Genomic DNA, 26,363 nt, shown 5'->3' on the forward strand with positions numbered 1-26,363 from the left:
CTGCCCCGCTCCAACAAAGAGGGTCTACAGCGGCATCAGTTCCCGAGAACCTTTGCTTTCTGCGCCTGGAACTCCTGTTCGGTGAGGATGCCCTGCTCTTTCAAGGCCCCAAGCTCCTTCAGCCGCTCGAGGGCTTCAGTGGAGATACCGCCGGGGGCCGCAGCGGGTGGCTGGCTGGACGCCATCTGGGCCTGGTAGGCCTCCTGCTGCCTGGCAGCGGTCTGGGCATCCCGGTCGGCAAACTTCATAGCCTGCCTGCGCTGAACCCTGCCGCTGACCGCCGTTGCCGTTCCGGCAACGACAGCGGTTCGCGCCACGCCTCGAAGCAGTCCCATCAGTCTCTCTCCTCTTCAGTCCGGTCGTGTGGGTCAGGAAACGGGTGGCGCTGCTTCGAGGGATTCGAGTGCTGCCATCACGTCCGGTGCTGGGATCCGCATACTCGCCACGAGCTCACCCCCGCCGTCGCGGGCGGCGGCAACAAAAGGCGCCGCCCAGATGTTCTCGTATACAACCAGCACAGCCAGGCGTCCTGGGAGGATAGCATCAGCCGCCTCCACAATTTCTTCTTGGCCGAGAAGACCTGACTGCGCGCCCTCAAAGTATGAGAACTCGTTTGCGGGACCGCCCGGGTCGGTTAGCTCAAGCACCTCGACTGTGCCGTCCTCATTCTTGGCGACGACGAGTAGATCGAACAGCCGGATCACGCCTTCTTCGACGAGCCGCGCGAGTTCCTGGCTTGCCCGTCCCGTCAGCCCTGCGATGGGAAACTCAAGAAGTACAAAGTCGACGGGGCCGTGGACCTCTGTCTCGTGAGTGGATGTCACTTTCGTTCCTCCCTGTCCGGATCGAACGCGGATCTGGTGCCTGCTGCTGAATGCCAATCGATGCCGGCTTAGGGCGGGTGCCGTCCCGGCCGGCATCGGTCCATCGTCCTGGCCAATCCGGCCTCGCAAACTGCGGACCAGGTTCGGCGCCTCTCTAAGGATGGCAAGCACGTTGAAGCTGGCTGTAGGGCTGAAAGTCCCGTTCCGGGAGCGTTCTGCACTTCACCAGCCCACTCACTTGTTCGAGATCCTGCGCCAGGAGGTTTAGGGCTCGAAGTGGACGCCTCCGGAGGGTGCCAGCGCCTGGCGGATGCTGGTTAGGTGTCCGGGCATGAGTTCAGGGAGTTCCGCCAGGCTGAACCAGCCGACGGCCAGGGATTCGTCGTCGTTGACCCTTGCCTGGCCGGAGACGTAGCGGCACAGGAACACCACGTCCAGGAACTCGCAGACGTCGCCGTTGGGGTAGGTGACCGGACCCACTGCGCCCACGGATACCACGCGTTCGGCTTCTGCCACGACTGCCGTTTCCTCGAAAATCTCCCGGACCAGCCCGCGGGCAGGCTGCTCCCCCGGGTCGAGCATTCCGCTGATGAGGGCCCACTGCCGGTTGTCTGCCCTTTGGGCCAGCAGGATCCGGCCCGCGTCATCAACCACCACGCCCCTGACGCCGGGAACCCAGAGGGGGTCGTTGCCGATCTTCTTGCGCAGCTTCAGGACGTATTCGGGTGCAGGCATAACCACAGCCTATCCAACAGCCGTTTGCGGACAGTGCCGGCGCTCAGGCAGGCAACAGCATGGCGGCAGCGGCACCTGCGAGCATGAATGGTCCGAACGGGATGGAGGACTTCAGGGTTCCCCGCCGGGCCGCGAGGAGGGCCAGGGACCACATACCGCCCAGCAGGAACGCAAGGAAAGTGCCCGCGAACAGGTGCACCCAGCTGAGGTAGCCGAGATACATGCCCAGCACTCCTGCCAGCTTGACGTCACCGAATCCCATTCCCGGCGGATAGATGAACCGAAGGACAAAGTAGAACAGCCACAGGATCGCTGCGCCGGCCACTACACGGAGGGCAGGGGTGGCCAGGACCCCGCCGGCGTTCCCTGCGCCGGGGAGTGGGTTCGCCCAGGCAGCAGCGGCTGCCGCCAGGAGAAGCACCCCAGCCACGGCGTAGGACGGGAACACGATCCTGTTGGGCAGCAGGTGGTGCCGCACGTCGATGACGGTGAGCCGGACCGCCATCACCGCAAAGTACAGGCATGCCACCAGTACCAGCCAGAAGGCCAGCGGGTTGTGCTGCCAGAGTTCGCCGAGTCGTCCGATCACCCCTCGGATGCTACTGGATCCACAGGTTCCGGCCGCAGCACCCCCGCGTAAAATGTGGATATGTCGACCTGGGACTCCCGGCGCCGCCCGCTTCCGGACCCTCCTGCCGCCCCTGCGGACCTGGCAGCCGTGTTCCGGAACCTGTGCCGGTCCTCCCCCTGGAGGTGGCAATCCCTGCGGTTCGAGTACTGGGACCAGGCCTCTGGGTCCGCGCCGGCTCCCGGCGCTCCTTTCGTCCGTGCCTGGCTGCGCCGTCCCGGGGCGCTCCGCCTGGAAAGCCCTGAGGGACTCGTCCTGCACAGCACCACAGGCATCAACGATTCCCGGGATGTCTTCTACGTGAGCGCCAACCGCAAGTCCTGGCTCCTTCCCCCACACCTGGTCACGCCCGTGTACGACGACGCCGGGCTGGTGCGCCGCCGGCCCGAAGCCGCCTACGGCGAGCCTGGGTTCGGCAACGGCCGCTTTTCGGCCGCGCTGGACCCCGTGGAGCTCGCGGGCAACGCCCCGGTGCCCATCGAGTTTCCCGGCAGCAACGCGCTGGATATCAGCGATGTCCGGTACGCCGACCACGAAGGCAGGGCCGTCCTTGAAGCGGTGGTGGCCCCCAACCCCGTCTACCGTCCCGTTGATTCTGCCGCCCCCCTCTGCGCCCCCGGGCTGTCCCGGCTCCGCGTGGACAGGGCCACCGGCGTCTGCGTGTCCAGCCAGTCATTGCAATCCGAAACGGAGGATTATGGCCATTGGATCCGCATCATCGCCGTCGACGAATACATGCTGGATGACCTGTTCCTGGCCGAATCCATGAACCTCACCGACGTCCGCCGCCACATCAGCTGGGACATCCCGGCCTAAGCGTGACAGGCCACCGTGTGGCTCGTCGGCTAGGCTTCGCGGATGACTACGATGAGCTCCATTTGGCCGCTGTTCGACCTCACATTGACCACGCCCCGGTTGGAGCTCCGCCCCATAACTGACCAGGACATTCCGGCAGCCGTGGACGCTGCCCGCAGCGGCATTCATGAACCTGGCTTGAACCCGTTCAGTACACCGTGGTCCGAGCTGCCGGGAGACGAACTGGGCTCCAACATGGCCCGCTGGTACTGGCGCTGCCGGGCGGACTGCACCCGGGAATCATGGACGTTGCTCCTCGGAATCTGGCACGAAGGCCAGTTCATCGGCTGCCAGGACGTTGGCGCCAAGGAGTTCGCCACGTTGAAGACGGTCACTACGGGATCGTGGCTGAAGCAGTCCGTACACGGCCACGGGCTTGGCAGGGAGATGCGTGCCGCCGTCGTTCTCTATGCCTTCGACTGGCTGGGAGCGGAAGCAGCCGGGTCTGAGGCAGCCAGCTGGAACAACGCCTCCCTCAGCGTGTCCCGTTCCCTGGGCTACGAGCTGAACGGCACCACGCGCAAAAGCTGGGGCACCGAAGTCCAAACAGTCCAGCACGTCCGCCTCACGCCCCAAACATTCAAGCGCCCGGACTGGGAGCTGCAGGTGGACGGCCACGAGGCAGCGGCCAAGTTCCTGAAGATCACGTAGGTCCGGGCTGGGTTCGTAGGGCAGCCTTCCGGCAGCGTGCGTCAAAGGCGGGCCCACGCCGTCAGGGTTCCCTGGTCGAGCTTGCGAGGCCAGGGGGACGGTGGGGCGGAACGAGCCAGCACGCAGAGGAAGGGTGCCCTACGAACCCCGCTACCCTTCGAGCAGCTCGGTCACCAGGGCTGCGATGGGCGAACGTTCCGAACGGGTCAGGGTGATGTGGCCGAAGAGCGGGTGTCCTTTCAGGGTTTCGACGACGGCTGCGATTCCGTCGTGGCGTCCGACGCGGAGGTTGTCCCGCTGGGCGACGTCGTGGGTGAGCACGATCTTGGAGTTCTGGCCCATGCGGCTCATGACGGTGAGGAGGACGTTCTTTTCGAGCGACTGGGCCTCGTCGACAATGACGAACGCATCGTGGAGGGATCGTCCGCGGATGTGCGTGAGGGGCATGACCTCGAGCATGCCCCGGTCCATGACCTCCTCCACCACTTCCTGGCTGACGAGGGCACCCAGGGTGTCGAAAACGGCCTGTGCCCAGGGGTTCATCTTTTCGGACTCGGAGCCGGGCAGGTAGCCGAGCTCCTGGCCGCCCACAGCGTAGAGGGGCCGGAAGACGATCACCTTGCGGTGTTCCCGGCGTTCCAGGACGGCTTCGAGGCCGGCACACAGGGCAAGCGCCGACTTGCCCGTGCCGGCGCGTCCGCCAATGGAAACAATCCCGACGGCGGGGTCCATCAGCATGTCGATGGCCAGCCGCTGCTCGGCGGACCGGCCGTGGAGGCCGAACACGTCACGGTCGCCCTTCACCAGGCGCACCTGCTTGTCGGCGCCCACCCTGCCCAGCGCGGAGCCGCGGTTGGAGAGCAGCACCAGCCCGGTGTTGACGGGCAGTTCGGCTGCTGCGGGGATGAAGACGGGTTCGTGGCCGTAAAGGGTTGAAATTTCCTGTTCGTCAGCTTCGATTTCTGCAACGCCAGTCCAGCCGGAGTCCTTGACCAGTTCGTTCCGGTATTCATCAGCGGTGAGCCCCATGGCGGATGCCTTGACCCGCATGGGCAGGTCCTTGGAGACCACGGTGACGTTGCGCCCCTCGTTGGCCAGGTTCTTGGCCACCGCCAGGATGCGGCTGTCATTGTCCCCGCTGCGGAAGCCCAGCGGCAGCACCTCCGCGGAAATGTGGTTGAGCTCCACCATCAGGGTGCCGCCCTCGTCGCCGATGGGAATCGGCTGGTTGAGGCCGCCGTGTTTGACCCTCAGGTCGTCCATCAGCCGCAGGGCCTTCCGCGCAAAGTAGCCGAGTTCTGGGTCGTGCCGCTTGGCTTCGAGTTCGGTGATGACCACGACAGGAACTACCACCTCGTGTTCAGCAAACCGCAGGAGGGCCCGCGGGTCGGAGAGCAGGACGGACGTGTCGATGACGAAGGTGTGGATGTCGGCTTCCCTTCCGGAGACAGCAAAACCGGCCGCAGCATCAGTTGCTGCGCCGGTTTCAAAGGTGGCTCGCTCGGCGCGAGAAGTAGCTTTCCCGCCCTGTCCAGACAGGACCTCGGGCAGTTGTTCAGAAGTAGCCACATCGACTCCAGCCCCGGGCGCCAGCCCGGATTTGTTATTGGTGAGGCGGCTCGGCCACGAGGCCGGGTCCGGCCTCCCATACAACCGGTGCGATGTTTCGCTCCATGTACTGGCCTCCCCGATCAGCCGGCGGTTTTGCCAGCTGATGGATATAACGTAAATCCACCCGGGGTAATTTCCGCAACCATTACGCGGCGATTTCCGTTGCAGGTATATGAACTCGTGATGAACCGGCGGTTTCAGGCACCAAAGCGCCGCTGCCGGCCGGCGTAGTCGCGCAGGGCGCGAAGGAAATCCACCTTGCGGAAGGCCGGCCACAGGGCCTCGCAAAAGTAGAACTCGCTATAGGCACTCTGCCACATCAGGAAACCGGAGAGCCGCTGCTCCCCGGAGGTCCTGATCACCAGGTCGGGGTCGGGCTGGCCACGCGTGTAAAGGAAGCGCGAGATGTCATCGACACTAAGGTCGTCGGCAAGCTTGGAGATGTCCATGCCCTTGGCCACGGCGTCGTGCAGGAGTTCGCGGACGGCGTCGACGATCTCCCGCCGGCCCCCGTACCCCACCGCCACATTGACATGGATCTTTTCCCTGACGGGGGTCCTGGCCGTTAGCTTGTTGAGGCGCTCGGCCAGGTAGTCGGGGAGCAGCTCAGGTGCTCCCATGGCGTGCACTGAGATGTTGGCGTCCTCGTCGAGCCGGTCAAGGGTGTTGGCGATGATGCCCATCAGGAGGTCCAGTTCCTCGCTGGAGCGGTTCATGTTGTCCGTCGAGAGCATGTAGAGCGTCACCACTTTGACGCCCAGCTCCTGGCACCAGCCCAGGAATTCGTGGATCTTGTCCGCGCCAGCCTGGTGGCCCTGGCTGGTGGGGGCGTTGAACTGCTTGGCCCAGCGCCGGTTCCCGTCCACCATCACGCCGATGTGCCGGGGAATGCGGTCGCGCGGGAGGTCCTTGAGCAGCCGGCGCTCGTAGTAGCCATAGAGGAACCCGGGCAACTCCACGCGTCCACTCACCTGACTTTCCTGCCGTTCGTACATCCACATCCTAGGCTACAGTCCAGGGCGTCCCGGGACCCGCAGCACCACAGCGCAGGCTATACGGCGATGTTACCGACAAGTAACTTACCGGCCCGTAAGTTATTCTGGTCCCATGAACAGCGACTCTCCGCAGCCCTCCCCGGCGCCCCGGCCCGAGGACCGGGACGTTGGAGCGGACCCGGGGCCCAGCGCCATCGATGATGCCGCGGTGCGCCTGGCCGAACTCCTGATGATCAAGCCCAAGTGGCGGGGCTGGATCCATACGGTCACGGCCCCGCTGGCCCTTGCCGCCGGCATCATCCTGGTTGTCCTCGCCCCAACAACCGACCGCAAAATCACGTCTGCCATCTATGCCGCAACCGGCGTTTTGCTGTTCGGAGTCAGCGCCGTCTACCACCGCGGCAACTGGTCCCCGCGGGTCAAGCTCGTCCTGAAGCGGCTGGACCACACCAACATCATGCTGGTGATCGCAGGCACCTACACACCCCTGGCATGGACCCTCCTCGACCGCGGCCAGGCGGTTGTGCTCCTGTGGGTGATCTGGGCCGGAGCCATCCTCGGCGTACTGTTCAGGCTGCTGTGGACTGACGCGCCCCGCTGGCTCTACGTGCCCATCTACATCGCGCTGGGCTGCGGCGCGCTGTTCTACCTGCCGCAGTTCTTCCAAGCCAGCACTCCCGCGGCCGTGCTGATCTGCGTGGGCGGCATCCTCTACATCACGGGCGCTGTTTTCTACGCGCTGAAGAAACCCAATTTCAGCTACTACCACTTCGGCTTCCACGAACTATTCCACGCGCTTACCGTGTTCGCGTTCGCGGCGCACTTCGCAGCGATTGCGCTGGCCGTCCTCGGCTAGGACTCCGGCGGCTCCTGCAGGTAGCGGCCCTACCCGAAAACCGAAGAACTCCCTTACTCGCGCGGCCGCGAAAGCCCGTTGGCCGGGCCGTTTCCGTCGGAGCCGGGCGCTGCCGGGTGAGTGCCGCCGTCGGCCCCGTCCTGGGCGTCCGCCGCCTCAACGTCTGCCGCCGCAGCCGCAGCCATACGCTCTTCCTCCACCTGGGCGCGGTAGCGCACCCGTCGGATCCGCCGCACCATGTCAACAATCAGCAGGGCGGTTGCGACGACGAAGAAGGCCGTCATGATGAAGCCCAGCAGGCCCGGGGTTACCTGGTCCTCGGAGATCCCGTCCCGCAGCGTCGGAGTGGGCAGCGGGGTGGGCGTGGTGGCGAGGCTGAGGAGCAGATGATGCACGGTGGATACCTTCTGGTGGAACGGATGCAGCAGGAAGCGGACGGGACCGGTCGTCGCCCGCGCCTATCTTCTACGGAAGATAGAAATCGCCTGCCCTGTCTATCTTAGCCCTGCGAACAGGTCCTTCTCGGGGAGTTCCGAGTGCACCCGGGAGTGGATCAGGGAATAGTCCTCCCACGGCCAGGCCCGGCGCTGCATGTCGGGCGAAACAGCGAAGAAGAACCCAAGCGGGTCCACTTGCGTCCGGTGGGCGCGCAGTGCGTCGTCACGCGCCTCGAAGAAGTCGCCGCAGTCCACCTGGGTGGTGGTGGGGTGGACGGCCGGCGGCGGGGTGTGCCCCTCGGCGTCGGACTCCAGCCAGGCAGCCAGGCGCTCGGCGTACGGTGACTGCAGGCCCGCCTCCTCGAGCGCAAAGTGCAGGGCCCGGAACCGCTCGGGGCTGAAGGCACGGTCGTAGTAGAGCTTGCTCGGCTCCCAGGCCTCCCCAGCCTCCGGGTAGAGTGCGGGATCGCCAGCGGCTTCGAAAGCCTCCACGGCCACCCTGTGCGCCATGATGTGGTCCGGGTGGGGGTAGCCGCCGTTCTCGTCATAGCTGAGGATTACGTGCGGCTTGTAGGAACGGACCAGCCGCACCAGGGGCGCGGCGGCCTGGTGCAGGGGCAGGGTGGCGAATGACCCGGCGGGAAGCGGCGGGAGCGGGTCTCCTTCGGGAAGGCCGGAGTCAACGAATCCCAGCCACCGCTGGCGGATACCAAGAATGGCCGCGGCCCGCTCCATCTCCAGCCTGCGGGCGCCTGCCATATCCCGCTTTGGATGCGGCTCGTCTTCCACCGCGGGGTTCTGGATGTCACCGCGGGAACCGTCCGTGCAGGTGGCCACCAGGACGTCCACGCCGGCAGCTGCATACATTGCCATGGTCGCAGCACCCTTGCTGGATTCGTCATCCGGATGGGCATGGACCGCGAGCAGCCGGAGCGGCACCTGGGGGTTACTGGACGCTGTCATGGAGGGGACGGCTCCTCATTCTTGTTTCGCGGCTTGTGGCAGCTTACGGATGGTGTAGCGGTGGATTGCCTCGGCGGCAGCTGCAGCCACCGCAAAGCGCCGGCGGAAAGGGCACTAAACTGGTCTGGTGACTTTCCCGGACCAGCCGGCCCAACCCGCGCCCGCAGACACTAGCCTAGCCAATCGGTATGGTGCTAAAAAGCGCCGGTTCTCCCCTGCCGCCACCAGGGTGGCGATCGGCGTCGTGCTGGCCGTGGGAATCGGGTTCCTCGCGTGGGTGACCACGTCCAACTCGCTCTCCGGGGTGACCTTCAAGGACGTCGGTTACAGCACCACCGACGCCACGCTGGCGGAAGTGGACTTCCAGGTGACCCGGGAACCGGCCAACCCCGTCAAGTGCGCCGTGAAGGCGCTGGACTCGAAGTTTGCCGTGGTGGGTTGGAAAGTGGTGGATATCCCGCCCACAGCTGCCGATGGAACGGCCGACGGCGGCAGGACAGTCGCGCAGCGAGTCACCTTGCGCACGGAGTCGGCGTCCGTATCCGGCGTGGTGGACAGCTGCTGGATTCCCGGCGGAACGTCATAAGGGTGTGACGTGCGACGCTTCGGTGTTGGGTTATCTCCAGAGGATTGACTACAATGGAGAGATACCTTTACCCCGCTGAGCTGGTTACTGTTCCACAAGTGGCCACCGTGGCGGGGTCTTTTGCATGTAGGACCACTAGAGGAGAAGTCCGTGTCTACCACCAACAGCGCATCTGCAGCCTGGCTCACCCAGGAAGCTTTTGACCGCCTGAAGGCAGAGCTGGACCAACTTTCCGGCGCAGGCCGGGCGGAGATCGTCCAGAAGATTGAAGCTGCCCGGCAAGAGGGGGACCTCAAGGAAAACGGCGGCTACCACGCGGCCAAGGAGGAGCAGGGCAAAATCGAGGCCCGCATCCGCCAGCTGACGGCGCTGCTCCGCGACGCCCATGTGGGGGAATCCCCGGCCGATGACGGCATCGTGGAGCCCGGCATGATCGTAGTCGCCAGGATCGCCGGCGACGAGGAGACCTTCCTGCTGGGTTCACGCGAAATCGCCGGCGACTCGGACCTGGACGTCTTCAGCGAGAAGTCTCCCCTGGGAGCCGCCATCCTGGGCCACAAGGAGGGCGAGACCCTTAGCTACGTTGCGCCGAACGGCAAGGACATCAAGGTGGAGATCCTCTCCGCCAAGCCCTACGCCGGCTAGGCCAAAGCTGCCCTGCGCCAAGCGCAGGAAACCAGTCCCGCAGAGAGCGGCGGCCGCACCCGAAGGGGTACGGCCGCCGCTCTTTTTAGGCTTTTTGCGGGATGGAACCAAGGCCGTCGGTCAAAACTCCCGGAGCACTGCAGGGGTGCGCGGACGCAGCAGCAGGGCCGCCACCACTCCGCCGGCCGCGCCGCCCAGGTGCGCCTGCCAGCTCACGTAGCCGGCCACGAACGGCAGGGCTCCCAGCAGGATGCTTCCGTAGCCCATGAAGAGGACCACCGCGAGCAGGATCTGCCGCCAGCTGCGGTTGAAGAACCCCCGGACCAGGAGGAACGCAAAGAGTCCGAAGACCAGACCCGATGCGCCCACGGTAACGCCGTCGCCGATGAGCCAGACGGTGAGCCCGCTGCCGAGCCAGCTGAAGGCCAGCGCGGTGAGGAACACGCGCAGCCCGGAGAGGAACACCAGGAAACCAAAGATGACCAGCGGGAGGCTGTTGGAGAGCAGATGGTTCAGGCTAGCGTGCAGGAGCGGGAAGGTGAAGATGTCCAGCAGCCCTTCGGCACTCCTGGGCCGCAGGCCGAAGGTCCGGGTAAGGGCCCCCATCATCAGTGTGTTGACCACCTCGATGGCGAAGAGCAGGGCCACGAACCCTCCCAGCACCACCAACCCGCCCTTTGCGCGCAATGCGATGGTCTGCCGCTCGGGGATCCGCCCGTCACCCGTCAGTCCGGCCATGGCCGCTCCTAATGCACAACGATCGGTTGGAAACCCTCGGCGCGCAGTGCGCTGAGGACCTGCTCACCGTGCTGGTGGCCCTTTGTTTCCAGGTTCACGGTGATGGAGACGTCGCCCATGCTGATGGAGCCGCCCACCCTGGTGTGGTCCAGGCCGGTGACGTTGGCATCGTTTTCGGCAATGATGCGGGCAATGGTTGCCAGTGAACCGGGACGGTCGTCAAGCATCATCCGTACCGTCATGTAGCGGCCTGCGGCGGAGAGGCCGCGCTGGATCACCTTGAGCATCAGCATCGGATCGATGTTTCCGCCGGAGAGCACCGCCACCGTGGTGCCCGGGTTTTCGATCTTGCCGTCCATCAGGGCTGCCACACCCACGGCCCCTGCTGGTTCCACCACCATCTTGGCCCGTTCGAGCAGGAAGATCAGGGCGCGGGCCAGGGAGTCTTCGCTGACGGTGACCACATCGTCCACCAGTTCGCGGATGATGCTGAAAGGCAGCTGCCCGGGCCGTCCCACGGCGATGCCGTCCGCCATGGTGGAGACCCTCTTGAGCGGCACCAGGGCGTCGGCGGCAAGCGAGGGCGGGTAAGCCGCAGCGTTCTCTGCCTGGACGCCGATGATCCGGATCTCCCGGCCAAGTTCCTTGGCGCGGGCTTTGATGGCGACGGCGACCCCTGCCAGGAGCCCGCCGCCGCCCACGCCCATGAGGACGGTGTCCACGTTGGGGACCTGCTCAAGGATTTCCAGGCCCACGGTCCCCTGGCCTGCCACCACGTCCACGTTGTCGAACGGATGGACGAAGACCATGCCGGTTTCGTCGCTGTAGCGCTGGGCTTCGGCGAGTGCCTCGTCCACGTTGTGCCCGTGCAGGACCACTTCGGCCCCGTGGCTGCGGGTGGCAGCGAGCTTGGGCAGCGCTACGCCCAGCGGCATGTAGATCCGGGCCTTGATGCCAAGGCTCTTGGCTGCGACGGCAACACCCTGGGCGTGGTTGCCTGCAGAGGCGGCCACCACTCCCCGCTTCTTCTCCTCCGGGGAGAGCCGCGCCATCCGCACGTAGGCGCCGCGGACCTTGAACGAGCCGGCGCGCTGCAGGTTTTCGCATTTGAAGTAGACGTCGCCGCCCACCATGCCCCCGAGTGCCCGGGACGATTCCACGGGGGTGCGCGCGATAATCCCGTCAAGCAGCTTCTGCGCCTCAAGGACGTCGTCCAGTGTGACGGGAAGGGTTTCAAGGATCTTCACGGACTACTCTCCTCTGGGTTCTGCCCCGGTGCCCTCCGGGGAGGAGGTGCGGGCATCGCGGTGTTCGGCTGGAGTGCCGGCCGCGGTGTCCCTCCCGGCATCGGATGCACCCGGCGGTTCAACGTCCTTGATGGTGTTGTCCCCGACTGCTCCGGCCGTGATGGGCTTCCCGGCAACTGCCGGCACTTGTTCATGTTCCCACGTTCTGGCGGCGATGTAGCGAACGGCCGAGTTTGCTACGGCCAGGATGGGTACGGAGAACAGCGCTCCGGGGATGCCGGCCAGGTAGGATCCTGCCGCGACGCTGAGGATCACTGCCACGGGGTGGAGCGACACCGCCTTGCCCATGACCAGGGGCTGCAGGATGTGGCCCTCCAGCCAGCATGACCAGGGCGTTCACGGGGCCGTTGGCCACCAGGGCCAGCAGGACGGCGACGACGCCGGTGACCAGGGCGCCCACCACCGGAATGAACGAACCGAGGAAGACCAGCACGCCCAAGGGAAGCGCAAGGGGGACACCAAGGATGGCGGCGCCCACGCCGATGCCGATGGCATCAACAGCGGCGACGAACATCTGGATGCGCGCGTAGCTGACCATGGACGACCAGCCCTTGCGGCCTGCACCGAAGGTTGCAGCCCGGGCCTTCCGGGGCAGCATCCTGACCAGGAAAGCCCAGATCCGGTCACCTTCCAGGAGGAAGAAGATGAGGATGAAGAGGGCCAGCAGCATACCTGCGGCGAAGTGCCCCGCCGTGCTGCCGAAGGACAGGGCACCGCTGACGATGCTGCTGCTGTTGTTCTGCAGCGCGTCGGTGGCTTCCTTGACGTACTGGTCGATCTGGGCGGCGGTGAGGTGCAGGGGTCCGGCGGACAGCCAGTCCTGGACCTGCCGTATGCCTTCGAGGGCCTGGGAATAGAGCTCGCCGAACCCGACCACCAACTGCCTGCCCACCAGTGCCAGCGCCCCGGCGATGACGCCGATGAAACCAAGGACCGTCACGGCGACGGCGAGGCCTGCGGGCAGTCCGTGCCGCGTCAGCCGAGCGGTGACAGGGCTCAGGAGCCCCGCCAGGAGGGCGGCTACCATGATCGGGATGATCAGGAGGGTGATGTGGCTGAGCAGCCAGACCAGCGTCCCCGTCATCAGCAGTATCAGGCCCAGGCGCCACGACCAGGATGCCGCAATGCGGATGCCGTAGGGAATGTCCTTGTCCAGTTCACGGTCCGTCAGGACCCGCAGCGGTGCAGCCGCGGCGGGCGCGGGCACGGAAGCTTGGCGGCCCGGGGGAAAGTCGTCCTCTTTTGGAGTCATGGCCCAATACTTCCGCAGCAGCGGCGCAATGGGAAACTACTGCTGGGGCGCCCCGCCGGGCCTGTAGTCGATTCCCCATTCCATGCTGAATGACTCCCCGGAGGGCAGCCACCGGAGTCCGTCACCGGAGTTGAATGCATTTGCCGGCCCCGTCATGGGCTCCACGGCCACTGCGCGGGTCCGGCCCGGATAGACCGTGCTCACGTAGATGTGGACGTAGCGGCAGGCTTCATCCTGCCAGAGGGATACCTGGCTGCCGTCGGAGGCAGCCAGGATGTGCCGGGCCTTGCCGGCGTCGTAGTGGAGGTCCGTCAGGGCGACGTCCACTGCCAGCTCCGCGATGAGCCGGCCGGAACGGAAGTCAGCGTCACTGTCAACAGGGGCCGAACTGCGTGGAATCAAGCGCTCATCGGTCACCAGCCGGGTCTCGGCGGCAACGGTCAACTGCAGTTCCTCAACGGGGGCGTCACCAAGCCGCAGGTAGGGATGCGCGCCCAGGACGAACGGCGCGGCTGCCGTGCCGTCATTGCTGAGGGTTTGACGGACATGAAGCCCCAGGTCATCCGAAAGCCGGTATTCCACGCGGTGCCGCACCAGGAAAGGGTAGCCATGTTGCGGAAAGACGGTGGCTTCCAGCGCCACCGCGTGCTGCGACTCCCCCACCAGGGCGTAGCCGGTGTTACGAAGCAGGCCGTGGCTGGCGTTGTTGCGGGACACTTCGGTGATGTCCAGTTGCTGCTTCCTGCCATCAAGGAACCATTGCCCGTCCTCCACCCTGTTGGCCCATGGCGCCAGCGTGATGCCCGCCCCGCCGGGAGAAATCTCGTCATCGCCATAGGTCTCGGTCAGCAGGACACCGCCCCGGCTGAACGAACGGAGCCCGGCGGCGAGCTCGGTGACCACGGCCACGGCGTCGCCCCGGCGAAGCTCGTATTGCCGTCCGGTAGCGCAGGGCCGGGCAGATGCAGCGGCGGAAGTTCCCTGTTCGGAAGAAGCAGTCATGGGCATTACCGTACAGCGGCCAGCGCCGCACCTCCATCCCCCGGTTGTTACATTTTGTTGTTAACTATTCATACTTGATCGTTTGTGCAAAACTTTTTGCATGACAGGGATTACCAGCACCAGACTCTCCGACGGGCGGGAGCTGATCTACTTCGACGATGCCGGCACCAGCACCTCCCGCGCCGGGCACCTCACCACTGACCACCGCGGCCTGCCCCCGCGGGGGGAACCGGGCGAGGTCCGCTTCGATGCACTGACTGACGAATGGGTGGCCGTTGCGGCGCATCGTCAAGCCCGCACCCACCTGCCGCCGGCAGACCAATGCCCCATCTGTCCCACCACCCCGGGGAACGCTTCCGAGATTCCAGCCGCCGAGTACGACGTCGTGGTCTTCGAAAACCGGTTCCCTTCCCTGGGGCCGGCCCTGGGACCGGTCCCAGAACATGCTGCGTGGGGAACGAAAGGTCCTGCCTACGGCCGCTGCGAAGTCGTGTCGTTCACCCCCGAACACACCGGATCCTTCAGCGGCCTGGGCGCTGAGCGGTCCCGCACCGTGATCGAAGCGTGGTCGCAGCGCACCGCCGCCCTGAGCGCGATGGAAGGCATCAAGCAGGTGTTCCCGTTCGAAAACCGCGGCGCCGACATCGGCGTGACGCTGCACCACCCGCACGGGCAGATCTACGCCTACCCCTACGTCACGCCCCGCGCCGGCGTCCTGGGTGCGGCGGCCCGGAAATATTACGACGCGACGGACGGCAGGGACACCCTGACCGGTTCGCTGCTGCGCGCCGAGCGGGAGGATGGCAGCAGGATGGTCATGGAAGGCACGCACTTCAGCGCCTACGTGCCCTTCGCAGCCCGGTGGCCCCTGGAGATCCACCTGGTCCCGCACCGCCGCGTGCCCGACCTCGCCGCACTGGGCGGAGAGGAAAAGGATGAGCTGGCGCAGGTCTACCTCGACCTCCTCAAGCGTGTGGACGCACTGTACCCCACGCCCACTCCCTACATTTCCGCCTGGCACCAGGCGCCGCTTGACGACGTCCTGCGGCCGGCCGGCTACCTCCACCTCCAGCTGACCTCCCCGCGCAGGGCGGCCGATAAGCTGAAGTACCTGGCGGGATCGGAGGCTGCCATGGGCGCCTTCATCAATGACACCACCCCGGAAAGCGTGGCGGAACGGCTGCGCAGTGTGGCCGTCCCGCCGTCGTCCACGCCCGTGGCGGCCATGGCTGCCACCCCGGAAGGAGCCTCCGCATGAGTACCCAGGACCAGGCCACGGCCGCACCTGCCGCCCACGGGGACCTCCGCGCCCGCTTTGAGCAAGAGTTTGGCAGCGCTCCCGACGGCGTTTGGCAGGCGCCCGGGCGGGTGAACCTCATCGGGGAACACACGGACTACAACGAGGGCTTCGTGCTGCCCTTCGCCATCGACCGCACCGCGCGGGTGGCCGTCGCCGTCCGCCGGGATTCCACCGTGCGGCTGTTGTCCACCTACGGCGACCAGGGTGTCGTTACCACCACGCTTGAGGCCCTGCGGCCCGGAACAGCCAAAGGCTGGACCAAATACCCCCTGGGCGTCATGTGGGCGCTGCGGGAACGGGGCGTCGGCGTCCCCGGACTGGACCTGCTCCTGGACTCAAACGTCCCGCTCGGTGCCGGCCTGTCGTCGTCGCACGCCATCGAATGCGCCGTCATCACCGCACTCAACGACCTCACGGGCGCCGGCCTGGCGGCCGAGGACATGGTGCTGGCAACCCAGCGCGCGGAAAACGACTTCGTGGGAGCCCCCACGGGGATCATGGACCAGTCCGCGTCCCTGCGCGGTTCCAAGGGCCACGCCGTCTTCCTGGACTGCAGGGACCAGACGGCGCACCTTGTTCCATTTGAGACCGAACCCGCCGGCCTGGCGCTCCTGGTGATCGACACCAAGGTGTCACACTCGCACGCCGACGGCGGCTACGCCTCACGGCGGGCATCGTGCGAACTGGGTGCGGAGGTAATGGGGGTGAAGGCACTGCGGGACATCGAGGTGGCCGACCTTGACGAAGCCAGCGGACTGCTGGACGAGGTCACCTTCCGCCGGGTGCGGCACGTGGTCACCGAGAACGACCGGGTGCTCCAAACCGTGGAGCTGCTGGGCGGCCCCGGCCCCGGCGCCATCGGTCCCCTGCTGGACGCCAGCCACGCCTCCATGCGCGACGATTTCGAAATCTCCTGCCCCGAGCTTGACCTGGCCGTGGATACCGCCAAGGCCCATGGCGCCATTGGTGCCCGCATGACGGGCGGCGGGTTCGGCGGGGCGGCGATCGCCCTGACCCCGGTGGACGCCGAGCGGAAGGTGCGTGACGCCGTCGCCAAGGCTTTTGCCCAAGCCGGCTTTGCGGCGCCGGATATCTTCACCGTCTCCCCCGCCGCCGGAGCGACGCGCATTGCCTAGGCACGCCCGGACTTCCTGACGGCACCAGCACATTAACGCCCGTGGGCCCCACCTGGTTGGTGGGGCCCACGGTTGTTTGGTTTACGACGGCGGAAGCCGCCGGAGATGCCTAGTCGTTGCCGCGGAGGATCGCCAGCAGGCGGATGATCTCCACGTACAGCCAGACGAGCGTTACTGTCAGGCCGAACGCGGCCGTCCATGAGAAGCGCTGCGGCGCTCCGTTGCGGACGCCCTCTTCGATGCTGGTGAAGTCCATGATGAGCGAGAAAGCGGCGAGGCCGATGGCGAGCAGTCCGATGAAGACGCCCAGCGGGATGCCGAAGATTTCGACGCTTGTGCGCAGCCCGAACGGCTCCTGCACGGCACCCGTCCAGACCAGCACCATGTTGACCAGTGAGAAAACCGCGTAGCCGATGATGGCGATCATGAAGAACCGCATGGCCCGGGGCGTGGCGCGGACCTTGCCGCTCTTGAAGAGCAGCAGGGTGACGGCGAAGACGGACAGGGTGCCAATGACAGCCTGCAGGCCCACGCCGGGGAACTGCGTGTCCAGGATCCGGGTCAGGCCGCCGAGGAACAGTCCTTCCAAGGCTGCGTAGGCCAGGATCAGGGCCGGAGACGGCTGCTTCTTGAAGGTGTTGACCAGGGCGAGCACGAAGCCGCCCAGGGCACCAACAATCATCAGCATCGAGGCAAGGGACAGCCCCACCGTGAGGGTGATGGCAGCGCCCACCAGGACGGCGCCGAGGCAGGCGGCGGTCTTCATGATGACGTCGTCGAATGTCATCCGCCCGGTGTCCGCCGGACCTGCCGACGGCTGGGCGTACATCTGCCTCAGCTGATCGTCCGTCATGCTCTGGGGCTGCGTGCCCCAGCCCTGCTGGGCATACGGCTGCTGGCCGTAGGGCGCCTGGCCGTACGGCTGCTGGCCGTAGGGAGCGCCGTAGGGAGCCTGCGGGACAGGCGGTGCCTGGGTGGCTCCACGGAAACTCTTTCCGTTGAAGATCGGGTTGCCGCCATGTGCCATTGCGGGAGTCCTCCATGTGGGTGTGGGTGATGAGCTTCTTGTGACGCTACCAATTCCCACGCCGGGGGACCAGCGAAAGTTCCCAAGGGGCTTGGTCGCAACCGAACCGTGACCGACGCGTCCTCTTCCGCACCGGAGCGCCGGCGGACCCCTGCCTTCAACAGGAATAGGCCCGCCGGCCCCCTGCTACCCCACGCCCAGGTAGGCCTCCTTGATGGAGGGGTCTTCCAGTAGCTGCTTCCCAGTGCCGCTGTGGGTGATCTCCCCTGTTTCCAGGACGAAGGCCCGGTGCGCCCCGGCCAAGGCCTGGTTGGCGTTCTGCTCCACCATCAGGACGGTGGTCCCCTGGTTGTTGATTTCCTTGATGATTTTGAAGATCTGGCGGATGAACTGCGGTGCCAGGCCCATGGACGGCTCGTCCAGCAGCAGCAGTTTCGGATTGGACATCAGCGCACGGCCAATAGCCAACATCTGCTGCTCACCGCCGGACATGGTTCCCCCGTACTGTTTCTCCCGCTCTTTCAGCCGGGGAAACAGGTCAAAGACGCGTTCCAGGTCCTTGGCGACACCGCTCCTGTCCTTGCGGCCGAAGGTTCCCATGTCGAGGTTCTCCATGACCGTCATGCCGGGAAAGATGCCGCGCCCTTCGGGAGCCTGGGAAATCCCGTGGACCACCCGGATGTGGGCCTTCATCTTCGTGATGTCCTGGCCCGCGAAGGTGATTTTGCCTTCGGAGCAATTCAGCAGGCCGGAAATGGTCCGCATTGTGGTGGTCTTGCCGGCACCGTTGGCACCAATCAGCGCCACCACTTCGCCTTCGTTGACGGTGAAGGAGATGTCCCGCAGGGCCTGGATGCGGCCGTAGTGGACGGACACTCCGTCAAGTTCAAGCAACGTCATCTTCAGGCTCCCCTAGGTAGGCTGCGATTACCCGCGGGTCTTCGCGGATCTGGCGCGGCAGTCCGTCCGCGATCTTCTTCCCGAATTCCAGCACTACGATCCGATCGGTCACGCCCATTACGAGTTTCATGTCGTGCTCAATCAGCAGCACGGTGTAGCCCTCGTCCCGGATGGTGCGGATGAGTGCCATCAGCTCCTCTTTTTCCGCCGGGTTGAAGCCGGCCGCGGGCTCGTCAAGGCACAGCACCTTAGGGTCGGTGGCCAGGGCGCGGGCAATCTCAAGCCTGCGCTGGTAGCCGTACGGCAGTTGCCGGGACAGGACATGCGCATGGCTGCTGATGCCCACGAAGTCCAGCAGTGCCATGCCGCGCGTGATGGCCGACTTTTCCTCCCTGATGTGCGTGGGCAGGCGCAGCAGTGCCCCGCCTACGCTGGTCCGGTGCCGGGCGTCCAGGCCCACCACCACGTTCTCCAAGGCGGTCATTTCGCCAAACAACCGAATGTTCTGGAAGGTCCGTGACAGGCCCAGGCGGGTGATTTTGTGCTGTTTGATGCCGTTGAGGACCTGGCCCTCCAGCATCACCTTCCCGCTGGTGGGCTTGTATACGCCGGTCATCGCGTTGAAGCAGGTAGTCTTCCCGGCACCGTTGGGTCCAATGAGCCCCAGGATTTCGCCACGCTTGATGTTGAAGCTGACGTTGTCCAGCGCCACGAGTCCACCAAACTTGATGGTCAGGTTCTGCACTTCAACGATGTTGTCGCCAACCTTGACCGCGATGTCGCGGTCCGGCGCCACCTTTTCGGCCAGTTCCTGGTTAACCCCTGCCTCGGCCAGGGCCTCGATGTCCATCTCGGGCGCAACGGCAGCGGAACCGTCACCCGCCGGCTGCTCCTCCACGCTGCTTGAGCCGCCTTGCCTTTCCTCGGAGCTCATGCCTCCGCTCCTTTCTGCCGGACCGCACGCGCGCCGGGACCGGCTGATGGATTGTCCTTGTCCGTCGGTTCCTTGCCATTCCGGCTGGTGATCTGGTTCATTGCCGTCCTGCCATAGGCCAGCAGCCGCTGCCGTGCCGGGAGCAGCCCCTGGGAACGGAAAATCATGATCAGCACCAGGGCAACCCCGAAGATCAGGTACTTGTACTCGGCAATGGCCGTGAACCTCAGCGGGATGTAGCTCACCAAGGCTCCGCCCAGGATTGCGCCTACCTTATTGCCTGCTCCGCCGAGCACGACGGCGGCGAGGAACAGGATGGACGTGGTGACGTCGAATTTCTGGTTGTTGACGAACCCCACCTGGCCGGCGAAGAGGGCACCCGAAAGGCCGCCGATCGCAGCGCCGATGGCAAATGCCCACACCTTGTACTTGAAGGTGGGAACGCCCATGATTTCGGCGGCGTCCTCGTCTTCCCGGATGGCAATCCAGGCGCGGCCCACCCGGCTGCGTTCCAGGTTGCCCACCAGGAGGGTGACGATGATGATGATGGTCAGCGTCAGCCAGTACCAGGGCACGCCGTTCGAGTTGGAGAAGATTGGCGTTCCGTCAACCGCGGTACCCGGCGGGTGGCCAACGTTCTGGAAGCCCACCTGGCCTTTCATGGCCGGGATGATCGTGGCCAGGATGCGGACAATTTCACCGAATCCGAGGGTCACGATGGCAAGGTAGTCGCCCCTGAGGCGCAGGGTGGGCACACCCAGCATGACGCCGAAGAACATGGTGACCGCCATGGCTACAGGAAGCGTCCAAAGGTAGGGAATGTGCAGGTACGGCGAGTCGGGACTGGTCAACATGGCTGCGCAGTAGGAGCCCACTGCGAAGAAGGCGACATAGCCAAGGTCAAGCAGGCCGGCATATCCCACCACGACGTTGAGGCCGACGGCGATGAGCGCAAACCGGGCCATATCGAAGCAGGCCAGGGCAAAGTTGTTGCCCGGCTCGGTGGTGATGATGGGCGGGTTGATCAGCGGGAGCAGATAGGCCAGTACCACCACGATCACCAGGAAGCCCCACTGCTGCTGCCGGGACAGGGCCTGCCACCGGTCCGAAAGGTTACCGAACCTGCGTTTCCCCGGCTGCCGGTGGTCGCTTCTCCCTGCGGCTTTCAACGAAGCTTCGCGGTCCTCTGCTGCCTGCTCGGCAGCCACTGTCTGCATCGGCGTGGGGCCGTCCGTCATACTCATGCTTTGCTCCTTCCAAGGGAGGTTCCCAGGATGCCTTCGGGCCGCAGCAGCAGCACAAGAACCAGCACCACGAACGCCACGACGTCGGTCCACTGCGAGTTGCCCAGCAGGATCTGGCCGTAGTTGCCGATCAGGCCGAGCAGCAGGCCGCCCAGCAGGGCCCCGCGGACGTTGCCGATGCCGCCGAGCACTGCGGCAGCGAACGCCTTGATGCCCAGGACGAATCCACCGCTGTACTGGACACCGGACGGGATTTTCATGACGTAGAACAAGGCTGCGGCTCCTGCGAGCAGGCCTCCGATGATGAAGGTGGTAACAATAATGCGCTCTTTGTTGACGCCCATCAACGTGGCGGTGTCAGGATCCTGGGCCACTGCCCGGATGCCGCGGCCGGTGCGGGACTTGCTGATGAACCTGTCGGTGGCCACCATCATGATCACCGCGGCGATGATGATCACCAGCTGCTGGGAATCGATGATGGTGCCGAAGACGTCGAAGATTGGCGTCGGCCGGAACATGGTCAGGGCCAGTTCGGGGCTGGGACCACGCCACAGGTAGATGAGGTACTGGATGGTGAAGGAAGCACCGATGGCGGTGATCAGGAAGACCAGGCGGGGCGCGTTCCGGTTCCGCAGGGGTTTATAGGCAATGCGCTCAAGCAGGAAGGCTGTCAATGCCGAGGCAAGCATGGCCAGGACCAGCGCCAGCAGCAGGTTCAAGATGATGGCCCAGATGTCGAGCCTGGGAACCGAGGGACCGAAGCCAAGGCCGCTGAGGGTGAAGAAGACTGCGTAGCAGCCAACGATGAACACTTCCGAGTGGGCGAAGTTGATCAGGTTCAGGACGCCGTAAACCAGGGTGTAGCCCAGCGCTACGAGCGCATAGATGGCCCCGAACGTGAGGCCGTCAAAGGTGGCACTCCAGAAGTTCTCGGCCAGGGACGGTATGTCGAAGGTGATCCAGTCGTTTTCCGTCGGGAGTAGTGGGACAAGAGAGGGAAGCATGGGAACATCCTGATCCAGTTGCACGCGGCCTTGTGGGCCCGGCCGTGGGACTTGTATCTATTGACTTAACTTGGTCCTGGGCTGCTGCCAAGCGAAGAAAAGGCTGTGGGGGCCGCTGGTGCTGGCCCCCACAGCCGGTTTCCTGCGTGGCTGCTACTCCCCGATGGGGCCGACGGGAACGATCTTTCCGTTCTCCACTTTGTAGCCGTATACGGTCGGCGCCTGGAGCTCGCCCTTGGCATCCCACTTGTAGTGCTTGCTCAGGCCGTCCTTGTCATAGGCCTTGACCCAGGCCAGCAGGTCCGCACGGCTTTGCTTGCCTGCATCGATGCCGGACAGGAGGACGGTTGCGGCGTCGTAGCCTTCGATGGAGTACGTTCCGGGTTCGCTTCCCTTGGAAACGTCCTTGTAGGCCGACGCGAATTCCGGGATCAGCTCACCCGGGAGGCAGGGGCAGGTGAAGTAGGCGTTGCTGGAGGCGTCGCCGGCCTGCTTGATGAACTGGTCGTCCTTGACACCATCAGGTGCCACAAACGTTCCGGTGAAACCCTTTCCAACCAGCTGCTGGTCGAACGGTGCTCCCTCGGCGTAGTAACCGGAGTAGAACACCGCGTCAGCCTTCGCGTTCATGATCTTGGAGATGACCGCGGAGAAGTCCTTCTGCCCTGTGGTGACCTTTTCCGTCCCGGCCAGTGCGCTGCCAAGGCCGGCCGAGGTGGAGGTGCCCAGGCCGATGCCGTAATCGGAGTCGTCCTGGACCAGGTATACCTTCTTGGCGCCCAGCTTCCCAGTGAGGAACTTGGCGGCGGCCGGTCCCTGGACGGCGTCATTGCCGAGGCCCCGGAAGAAGGTGGTCCAGCCGTTGCCGGTAAGGCCGGGGTTGGTGGCCGACGGCGTGATGTGTACCAGGCCCTTCTGTTCGAAGATGTTGCCGGTGGCCTTGGATTCACCCGAGAACGGAAGGCCGATGACACCTACGATGTCCGCCTCGCTCACCAGCTGGGTGACCGGGCCTGTGGCCTTGTTCGGGTCACCTTCGGTGTCGAACTTCTTGAACTGGACCTGGCAGCCCGCATTGGCCTTGTTGTGCTGGTCGATGGCCAGCTGGATGCCGTTGAAGATGTTGACGCCGAGCTGGGCGTTGGGGCCGGTTTGTGCGCCCGCGTAGGCCAGGGTGGTGGTTGCGGGGCAGGTTGCCTTGCCGTCGCCGGCGGGCTTCACCGCACCGGCAGGGACATCCACTTTCGAAATGGCGGGGATATTTACCTTGCCGGACGAGCCGGAGCTTTCGGTGGTGCCGGGGCCCGCCTGGTTGGCGCAGGCCGACAGCAGCATGCTGAATGTGGCTGCCGCCGCCAACGAGGTGAGGACTTTCTTTCGGTACATTTGTCTGCCTTCCGAAACAGGGCCATGCGATGCGCGTGCGGATCAAGGGGCGCTTCGGCGCCCGGAATGGGACCAGGTATTCCTGATTTAGCTTCAAGCTAGTGCATAGACAGCGGCGAAGCTAAGTGACTGAGGTCACAGCCTTATAACAGTCGTTTCCTCCGGGGAATTAAATGCGGGAAGCCGCCTGCGGTGCAGGCGGCTTCCTGGTGTCCGGGCACCGGAGGCGCCGGGAGGGACAGTCTGTACCCCAGGCGGGACTCGAACCCACAACACGCGGATTTTAAGTCCGCTGCCTCTGCCAATTGGGCTACTGGGGCGCGGGATCAATGGTACCTGTCCACAGCGCGTTGGCTGGAAACGCCGACGGCGGCCGGCCCCGTAAAGGGGACAGCCGCCGTCGGACGCTGTGAAGCGTGGTGGAACAGGCGCGCTACTTGGCGTTGGCCGCTACCGTTTCCTTGGGAGCGGCGGTGGACGTGGCGCCGGAGCCGCCCGCCGGAACCGCTGCTGGTGCAGCGGCAGGCTTCGGGGCCGGGGTGGCTGCCGAAACAAAGGCGCCACGGGGGTTGTCCAGGTCCATAAGCTGCGTGGTGTCGCGCCCGGCGAAGAAGCCGATGATCCAGTTCAGGATGACGCGGAACTTGCGCTCAAACGTGGGCATTGCCATGCCGTGGTAGCCGCGGTGGGCCAGCCAGGCGAGACCGCCCTTGAGGCCAATCCGGCCCAGGAGGTTGATGTTGGCAACACCCTTCCATTCGCCAAAGCCCGCTACGGCACCGAGGTTCTTGTGCTTGTAGTCCGTCAGTGGCTTTTCCCAGCGTGAGGCCCAAAGGTTCTTGGCGAGGCGCTTGGCCTGGCGCAGGGCGTGCTGGGCGTTGGGGACGCAGGTGCCGTCCGGCAGGCCCTTGCCGGTGAGGTCCGGAACCGCGGCGATGTCGCCGGCGGCCCAGGCGTTCTCAACAATGCCTTCGTCGCCGGAAATGCGAAGGTCCGGCAGCACGCGGACGCGGCCGCGGGGTTCAAGCGGGAAGTCGGTGGAGCGGACCATCGGGTTCGCCTGCACGCCGGCCGTCCACACCAGGGTGTCTGCCTCGAACTCCTGGGCTGGGGTCTTGTCCGGAAGGTTGATGAGCTTCAGGGTGCCTTCGGCGCTGTCCAGGGAGGTGTTGAGGAGGACCTCGATGCCTCGGCTCCGCAGGTGCTCCACCACCCAGTCAGCCTGCTTGGCGGTGACCTCGGGCATGATGCGCCCCATGGCTTCGACCAGGACGAAGCGGACTTCCTCCTGCTTGATGCGGGGGTTGTTGCGCACTGCCGCGCGGGCGAGGTCTTCCATCTCGGTGATGCATTCGATGCCGGCAAAGCCCCCGCCGACCACCACGAAGGTGAGGGCCTTGGCCCGGGCGGCGGGGTCCGTCATGGTGGAGGCAACCTCGATGCGCTCCAGCAGCTTGTTGCGCAGGGCAACGGCTTCCTCGATGGTCTTCAGGCCGATGCCCTTGTCCGCAAGGCCCTTGATGGGGAAGGTGCGGGTGATGGCGCCGGCGGCGAGCACGACGTCGAAGTAGGGAACCTCAAAGTTTTCGCCGCCATCGGCGGGAGCCACCACAGCCGTCCGGTTCACGTGGTCGATCGAGGTAACGCGGCCCTGGATCAGTTCCGTCTGCTTGAGGTGCTGGCGGTGGGATACCACCGCGTGGCGGGCTTCAATGTTGCCGCCGGCCACCTCGGGAAGGAAGGGCTGGTAAGTCATGTAAGGCAGGGGATCAACGACGGTGACGATGCCGCCGGCATTCGCGATCTTCTTCTGCAGTTTCAGTGCTACGTACAGGCCGACGTAGCCGCCGCCTACGACGAGTACCCTGGGACGGTCCTGGAGCTGTGGGGTGGTTGCCATAGTTTAAGGATAGCTCAGTTTGTGAAAATCTTCACTAACTTGGTCGGCGGTCCGTAACGTGCGGATCCGGGCGCGGGTGCACCCCTTCCACCACGCCCGTGTCCGGCTCCTCGCCGGCAACGGCAGGGTTGCGGGCAACCCTCCGGAGCTGGATGGCAGCTGCTGCGATGATCGCCACGAACAGGACAGCAAAACCGATCACGACGGCGGCGCCGATGGCACTGTCGCGCTGGGAGGGCGCTTTGGCAGCGGGGACGGTGGCTTCCGGCAGCGTGGGTGCCGCGCTGGGTGCCGACGTCGCGGTGGGCACAGGGGTTGCGGGAGCGGCGTTGCCGCGCCTGTGCACACGGATCCATTCGGCGATGGTGCCCAGCGGGTTGACCGAAACCTGCGGGACGTCGGCCTTGAGCGCGGCCTCGGCATTGAGGATTCCATAGCCGTACAGCGGGTCCTTGCCCGGGGCACCCGCGTCCTTTGCAGTTGAGACGATCCTGTTGATCACCTGTTCAGCGCTCATGTCCGGCCATTTGGAGCGGATCAGGGCTGCCACGCCCGCGACGATCGGGGTGGACCCCGACGTCCCGGCCCACTCCGCGTAGCCCCCGCCAGGGAGACCGCCCAGGAGATTCTCGGCAGGGGCAGCCACGCCGATGCTGATCCCCTGCGACGAGGCGTCAACACTGGCCACGTTCTTGCGGTCCAGGCCAGCAACAGTGAGCACACCCGGAATGGTGGCAGGGGCTCCCACCTGGGTGTTGCCGCCGACGCGGTTCCCGGCCGCGGCAACGATCACCACGTCCTTTTGTTCGGCATAAAGGAACGCCGCGTCCCAGCTCTGCGGCCACTGCGGCGTTGTGCTGCCAAGCGAAATGTTGATCACCTTGGCGCCGTTGTCCACGGCCCAGCGGACCGCTTCGGGGATCTGGTCCTGGTCGCTTTTGCCCGAGGGGTTGGGTGAGCCCAGCCAGGTGGAGACGGAAAGGAGCTGCGCTTCAGGTGCCACACCCATGATGCCGTCCGGGGGAACCGCGGCTCCGGGACTGGGGCTGGGACTGGGGCTCGCACTGGCCGGCTGGTGTCCGCGGCCTGCCAGCATGGTGGCCACCAGGGTGCCGTGTTCGGGCTTGGAACCGACGCTTTTCTGGCCGTCCGGCTGGCCGGAACCGGATGCGTCGTAACCGCCGACGACGGCGCCCTTGAGGTCAGGGTGCTGGGCGTCGATGCCGCTGTCGATGACTGCAACCTTCACACCGGCGCCCTTTGACACCTCCCAGGCTTTGGTGATGCCCGAGTCCGCCAGCCAGTACTCTTTGTCGCGCCACTCGTCGGCCCTGGCGGAGGGCGCGGTGAAGAGGCCGGCGCACAGGCAGCACGCTGCCAGGAGGACGGCCAGGATGGCCGCCGCCGCCCGGGACACAGGCGGGGTGGAAGCTGGGGTGGAATGCAT

26 protein-coding genes, 1 tRNA gene and 1 pseudogene are annotated in these 26,363 nt (G+C 65.4%); 7 read left to right on the forward strand and 21 right to left on the reverse strand.

Annotated elements, in window-relative coordinates:
• Nucleotides 1-35: 35 nt before the first annotated feature.
• From IEW19_RS01385 to IEW19_RS01400, 4 genes are all read right to left on the reverse strand, one after another.
• Nucleotides 36-335 carry an SHOCT domain-containing protein gene (locus tag IEW19_RS01385; RefSeq protein WP_188569886.1) on the reverse strand — a complete coding sequence of 100 codons (300 nt, stop codon included), beginning with the start codon at nucleotides 333-335 and terminating at the stop codon, nucleotides 36-38.
• 33 nt (nucleotides 336-368) lie between these two features.
• Nucleotides 369-824, reverse strand: coding sequence for a DUF6325 family protein (locus tag IEW19_RS01390; protein WP_188569887.1), 456 nt, complete (start codon nucleotides 822-824; stop codon nucleotides 369-371).
• Nucleotides 825-1,088: 264 nt separating this feature from the next.
• A complete protein-coding gene (locus IEW19_RS01395; RefSeq protein ID WP_188569888.1) occupies nucleotides 1,089-1,559 on the reverse strand; it encodes an NUDIX hydrolase in 471 nt (156 codons plus the stop codon).
• Between the two features lie 43 nt (nucleotides 1,560-1,602).
• Nucleotides 1,603-2,148 (reverse strand): prepilin peptidase, encoded by a 546-nt coding sequence (locus tag IEW19_RS01400; RefSeq protein WP_188569889.1) that lies wholly within the window; start codon nucleotides 2,146-2,148, stop codon nucleotides 1,603-1,605.
• A gap of 60 nt (nucleotides 2,149-2,208) precedes the next feature.
• Between IEW19_RS01400 and IEW19_RS01405 the strand changes: the two genes are divergently transcribed.
• Together IEW19_RS01405 and IEW19_RS01410 are read left to right on the forward strand one after the other, a co-directional pair.
• On the forward strand, nucleotides 2,209-3,003 hold the full coding sequence (locus IEW19_RS01405) for a hypothetical protein (RefSeq protein ID WP_188569890.1): 795 nt from the start codon (nucleotides 2,209-2,211) through the stop codon (nucleotides 3,001-3,003).
• Between the two features lie 42 nt (nucleotides 3,004-3,045).
• The gene (locus IEW19_RS01410) at nucleotides 3,046-3,693 is read left to right on the forward strand and encodes a GNAT family N-acetyltransferase (RefSeq protein WP_188569891.1); all 648 of its coding nucleotides are present in this window, start codon (nucleotides 3,046-3,048) and stop codon (nucleotides 3,691-3,693) included.
• A 150-nt stretch (nucleotides 3,694-3,843) separates the two neighbouring features.
• Here the strand turns inward: IEW19_RS01410 and phoH2 are convergent, their stop codons facing one another.
• The gene (gene phoH2, locus IEW19_RS01415) at nucleotides 3,844-5,262 is read right to left on the reverse strand and encodes an RNA 5'-3' helicase PhoH2 (RefSeq protein ID WP_188569892.1); all 1,419 of its coding nucleotides are present in this window, start codon (nucleotides 5,260-5,262) and stop codon (nucleotides 3,844-3,846) included.
• Between the two features lie 239 nt (nucleotides 5,263-5,501).
• On the reverse strand, nucleotides 5,502-6,263 hold the full coding sequence (locus IEW19_RS01420; protein ID WP_308419962.1) for an isoprenyl transferase: 762 nt from the start codon (nucleotides 6,261-6,263) through the stop codon (nucleotides 5,502-5,504).
• Between the two features lie 148 nt (nucleotides 6,264-6,411).
• Between IEW19_RS01420 and trhA the strand changes: the two genes are divergently transcribed.
• Nucleotides 6,412-7,155 carry a PAQR family membrane homeostasis protein TrhA gene (gene trhA, locus IEW19_RS01425; RefSeq protein WP_229748246.1) on the forward strand — a complete coding sequence of 248 codons (744 nt, stop codon included), beginning with the start codon at nucleotides 6,412-6,414 and terminating at the stop codon, nucleotides 7,153-7,155.
• 53 nt (nucleotides 7,156-7,208) lie between these two features.
• Here the strand turns inward: trhA and IEW19_RS01430 are convergent, their stop codons facing one another.
• A complete protein-coding gene (locus IEW19_RS01430; protein ID WP_188569894.1) occupies nucleotides 7,209-7,550 on the reverse strand; it encodes a hypothetical protein in 342 nt (113 codons plus the stop codon).
• A 99-nt stretch (nucleotides 7,551-7,649) separates the two neighbouring features.
• Nucleotides 7,650-8,555 (reverse strand): mycothiol conjugate amidase Mca, encoded by a 906-nt coding sequence (gene mca, locus IEW19_RS01435; protein ID WP_188569895.1) that lies wholly within the window; start codon nucleotides 8,553-8,555, stop codon nucleotides 7,650-7,652.
• A 127-nt stretch (nucleotides 8,556-8,682) separates the two neighbouring features.
• On the opposite strand from mca, the gene IEW19_RS01440 reads away from it, so the two are divergent.
• A complete protein-coding gene (locus tag IEW19_RS01440; protein WP_188569896.1) occupies nucleotides 8,683-9,141 on the forward strand; it encodes a DUF4307 domain-containing protein in 459 nt (152 codons plus the stop codon).
• 150 nt (nucleotides 9,142-9,291) lie between these two features.
• Complete coding sequence (greA, locus tag IEW19_RS01445; RefSeq protein ID WP_188569897.1) at nucleotides 9,292-9,786, forward strand: transcription elongation factor GreA; 495 nt, start codon at nucleotides 9,292-9,294, stop codon at nucleotides 9,784-9,786.
• 120 nt (nucleotides 9,787-9,906) lie between these two features.
• On the opposite strand, the gene IEW19_RS01450 is transcribed toward greA, so the two are convergent.
• From IEW19_RS01450 to IEW19_RS01465, 4 genes and pseudogenes are all read right to left on the reverse strand, one after another.
• On the reverse strand, nucleotides 9,907-10,524 hold the full coding sequence (locus tag IEW19_RS01450; protein WP_188569898.1) for a rhomboid family intramembrane serine protease: 618 nt from the start codon (nucleotides 10,522-10,524) through the stop codon (nucleotides 9,907-9,909).
• Nucleotides 10,525-10,532: 8 nt separating this feature from the next.
• Entirely contained in the window at nucleotides 10,533-11,771 is a 1,239-nt protein-coding gene (gene ilvA, locus IEW19_RS01455) for a threonine ammonia-lyase (RefSeq protein WP_188569899.1), read from the reverse strand.
• 3 nt (nucleotides 11,772-11,774) lie between these two features.
• Nucleotides 11,775-13,083: pseudogene (locus IEW19_RS01460) on the reverse strand (AI-2E family transporter).
• 36 nt (nucleotides 13,084-13,119) lie between these two features.
• Entirely contained in the window at nucleotides 13,120-14,085 is a 966-nt protein-coding gene (locus IEW19_RS01465; RefSeq protein ID WP_188569900.1) for an aldose 1-epimerase family protein, read from the reverse strand.
• A gap of 100 nt (nucleotides 14,086-14,185) precedes the next feature.
• Between IEW19_RS01465 and galT the strand changes: the two genes are divergently transcribed.
• Both galT and galK read left to right on the forward strand, forming a co-directional pair.
• Complete coding sequence (galT, locus tag IEW19_RS01470; RefSeq protein ID WP_188569901.1) at nucleotides 14,186-15,343, forward strand: galactose-1-phosphate uridylyltransferase; 1,158 nt, start codon at nucleotides 14,186-14,188, stop codon at nucleotides 15,341-15,343.
• Nucleotides 15,340-16,521: a galactokinase gene (gene galK, locus IEW19_RS01475; RefSeq protein ID WP_188569902.1), complete on the forward strand. Its 1,182-nt coding sequence runs from the start codon at nucleotides 15,340-15,342 to the stop codon at nucleotides 16,519-16,521. Before galT ends, galK begins: the two co-directional genes overlap by 4 nt.
• Nucleotides 16,522-16,630: 109 nt before the next feature.
• Here galK and IEW19_RS01480 read toward each other — a convergent pair whose 3' ends face one another.
• The 9 genes from IEW19_RS01480 to IEW19_RS01520 all read right to left on the reverse strand — a co-directional run bounded on the left by IEW19_RS01480 (nucleotide 16,631) and on the right by IEW19_RS01520 (nucleotide 26,363).
• Nucleotides 16,631-17,548 carry a Bax inhibitor-1/YccA family protein gene (locus tag IEW19_RS01480; protein ID WP_188569903.1) on the reverse strand — a complete coding sequence of 306 codons (918 nt, stop codon included), beginning with the start codon at nucleotides 17,546-17,548 and terminating at the stop codon, nucleotides 16,631-16,633.
• Between the two features lie 186 nt (nucleotides 17,549-17,734).
• Nucleotides 17,735-18,448, reverse strand: coding sequence for an ABC transporter ATP-binding protein (locus IEW19_RS01485; protein ID WP_188569904.1), 714 nt, complete (start codon nucleotides 18,446-18,448; stop codon nucleotides 17,735-17,737).
• On the reverse strand, nucleotides 18,435-19,382 hold the full coding sequence (locus IEW19_RS01490; protein ID WP_188569905.1) for an ABC transporter ATP-binding protein: 948 nt from the start codon (nucleotides 19,380-19,382) through the stop codon (nucleotides 18,435-18,437). Before IEW19_RS01490 ends, IEW19_RS01485 begins: the two co-directional genes overlap by 14 nt.
• On the reverse strand, nucleotides 19,379-20,626 hold the full coding sequence (locus IEW19_RS01495) for a branched-chain amino acid ABC transporter permease (protein WP_188569906.1): 1,248 nt from the start codon (nucleotides 20,624-20,626) through the stop codon (nucleotides 19,379-19,381). The genes IEW19_RS01490 and IEW19_RS01495 overlap by 4 nt, the downstream gene beginning before the upstream one ends.
• Nucleotides 20,623-21,630 (reverse strand): branched-chain amino acid ABC transporter permease, encoded by a 1,008-nt coding sequence (locus IEW19_RS01500; protein WP_188569907.1) that lies wholly within the window; start codon nucleotides 21,628-21,630, stop codon nucleotides 20,623-20,625. The genes IEW19_RS01495 and IEW19_RS01500 overlap by 4 nt, the downstream gene beginning before the upstream one ends.
• A 153-nt stretch (nucleotides 21,631-21,783) precedes the next feature.
• On the reverse strand, nucleotides 21,784-23,016 hold the full coding sequence (locus tag IEW19_RS01505) for a branched-chain amino acid ABC transporter substrate-binding protein (RefSeq protein WP_188569908.1): 1,233 nt from the start codon (nucleotides 23,014-23,016) through the stop codon (nucleotides 21,784-21,786).
• A gap of 246 nt (nucleotides 23,017-23,262) precedes the next feature.
• Nucleotides 23,263-23,336 (reverse strand) — tRNA-Leu (locus tag IEW19_RS01510).
• 113 nt (nucleotides 23,337-23,449) lie between these two features.
• Nucleotides 23,450-24,916: an NAD(P)/FAD-dependent oxidoreductase gene (locus IEW19_RS01515; protein WP_188569909.1), complete on the reverse strand. Its 1,467-nt coding sequence runs from the start codon at nucleotides 24,914-24,916 to the stop codon at nucleotides 23,450-23,452.
• Nucleotides 24,917-24,950: 34 nt separating this feature from the next.
• Complete coding sequence (locus tag IEW19_RS01520) at nucleotides 24,951-26,363, reverse strand: S8 family serine peptidase (protein WP_188569910.1); 1,413 nt, start codon at nucleotides 26,361-26,363, stop codon at nucleotides 24,951-24,953.

This window comes from Arthrobacter liuii (genome assembly GCF_014639275.1).
Taxonomy (GTDB): domain Bacteria; phylum Actinomycetota; class Actinomycetes; order Actinomycetales; family Micrococcaceae; genus Arthrobacter; species Arthrobacter liuii.

Excerpts from the sequence above, each read along its gene's own strand:
- IEW19_RS01385 (WP_188569886.1), bottom strand. The coding sequence starts at position 335 with ATGGGACTGCTTCGAGGCGTGGCGCGAACCGCTGTCGTTGCCGGAACG.
- IEW19_RS01395 (WP_188569888.1), bottom strand. The coding sequence starts at position 1,559 with ATGCCTGCACCCGAATACGTCCTGAAGCTGCGCAAGAAGATCGGCAAC.
- IEW19_RS01405 (WP_188569890.1), top strand. The coding sequence starts at position 2,209 with ATGTCGACCTGGGACTCCCGGCGCCGCCCGCTTCCGGACCCTCCTGCC.
- IEW19_RS01410 (WP_188569891.1), top strand. The coding sequence starts at position 3,046 with ATGACTACGATGAGCTCCATTTGGCCGCTGTTCGACCTCACATTGACC.
- trhA (WP_229748246.1), top strand. The coding sequence starts at position 6,412 with ATGAACAGCGACTCTCCGCAGCCCTCCCCGGCGCCCCGGCCCGAGGAC.
- mca (WP_188569895.1), bottom strand. The coding sequence starts at position 8,555 with ATGACAGCGTCCAGTAACCCCCAGGTGCCGCTCCGGCTGCTCGCGGTC.
- IEW19_RS01450 (WP_188569898.1), bottom strand. The coding sequence starts at position 10,524 with ATGGCCGGACTGACGGGTGACGGGCGGATCCCCGAGCGGCAGACCATC.
- IEW19_RS01465 (WP_188569900.1), bottom strand. The coding sequence starts at position 14,085 with ATGACTGCTTCTTCCGAACAGGGAACTTCCGCCGCTGCATCTGCCCGG.
- galT (WP_188569901.1), top strand. The coding sequence starts at position 14,186 with ATGACAGGGATTACCAGCACCAGACTCTCCGACGGGCGGGAGCTGATC.
- galK (WP_188569902.1), top strand. The coding sequence starts at position 15,340 with ATGAGTACCCAGGACCAGGCCACGGCCGCACCTGCCGCCCACGGGGAC.
- IEW19_RS01480 (WP_188569903.1), bottom strand. The coding sequence starts at position 17,548 with ATGGCACATGGCGGCAACCCGATCTTCAACGGAAAGAGTTTCCGTGGA.
- IEW19_RS01485 (WP_188569904.1), bottom strand. The coding sequence starts at position 18,448 with ATGACGTTGCTTGAACTTGACGGAGTGTCCGTCCACTACGGCCGCATC.
- IEW19_RS01490 (WP_188569905.1), bottom strand. The coding sequence starts at position 19,382 with ATGAGCTCCGAGGAAAGGCAAGGCGGCTCAAGCAGCGTGGAGGAGCAG.
- IEW19_RS01495 (WP_188569906.1), bottom strand. The coding sequence starts at position 20,626 with ATGAGTATGACGGACGGCCCCACGCCGATGCAGACAGTGGCTGCCGAG.
- IEW19_RS01500 (WP_188569907.1), bottom strand. The coding sequence starts at position 21,630 with ATGCTTCCCTCTCTTGTCCCACTACTCCCGACGGAAAACGACTGGATC.
- IEW19_RS01505 (WP_188569908.1), bottom strand. The coding sequence starts at position 23,016 with ATGTACCGAAAGAAAGTCCTCACCTCGTTGGCGGCGGCAGCCACATTC.
- IEW19_RS01515 (WP_188569909.1), bottom strand. The coding sequence starts at position 24,916 with ATGGCAACCACCCCACAGCTCCAGGACCGTCCCAGGGTACTCGTCGTA.
- IEW19_RS01520 (WP_188569910.1), bottom strand. The coding sequence starts at position 26,363 with ATGCATTCCACCCCAGCTTCCACCCCGCCTGTGTCCCGGGCGGCGGCG.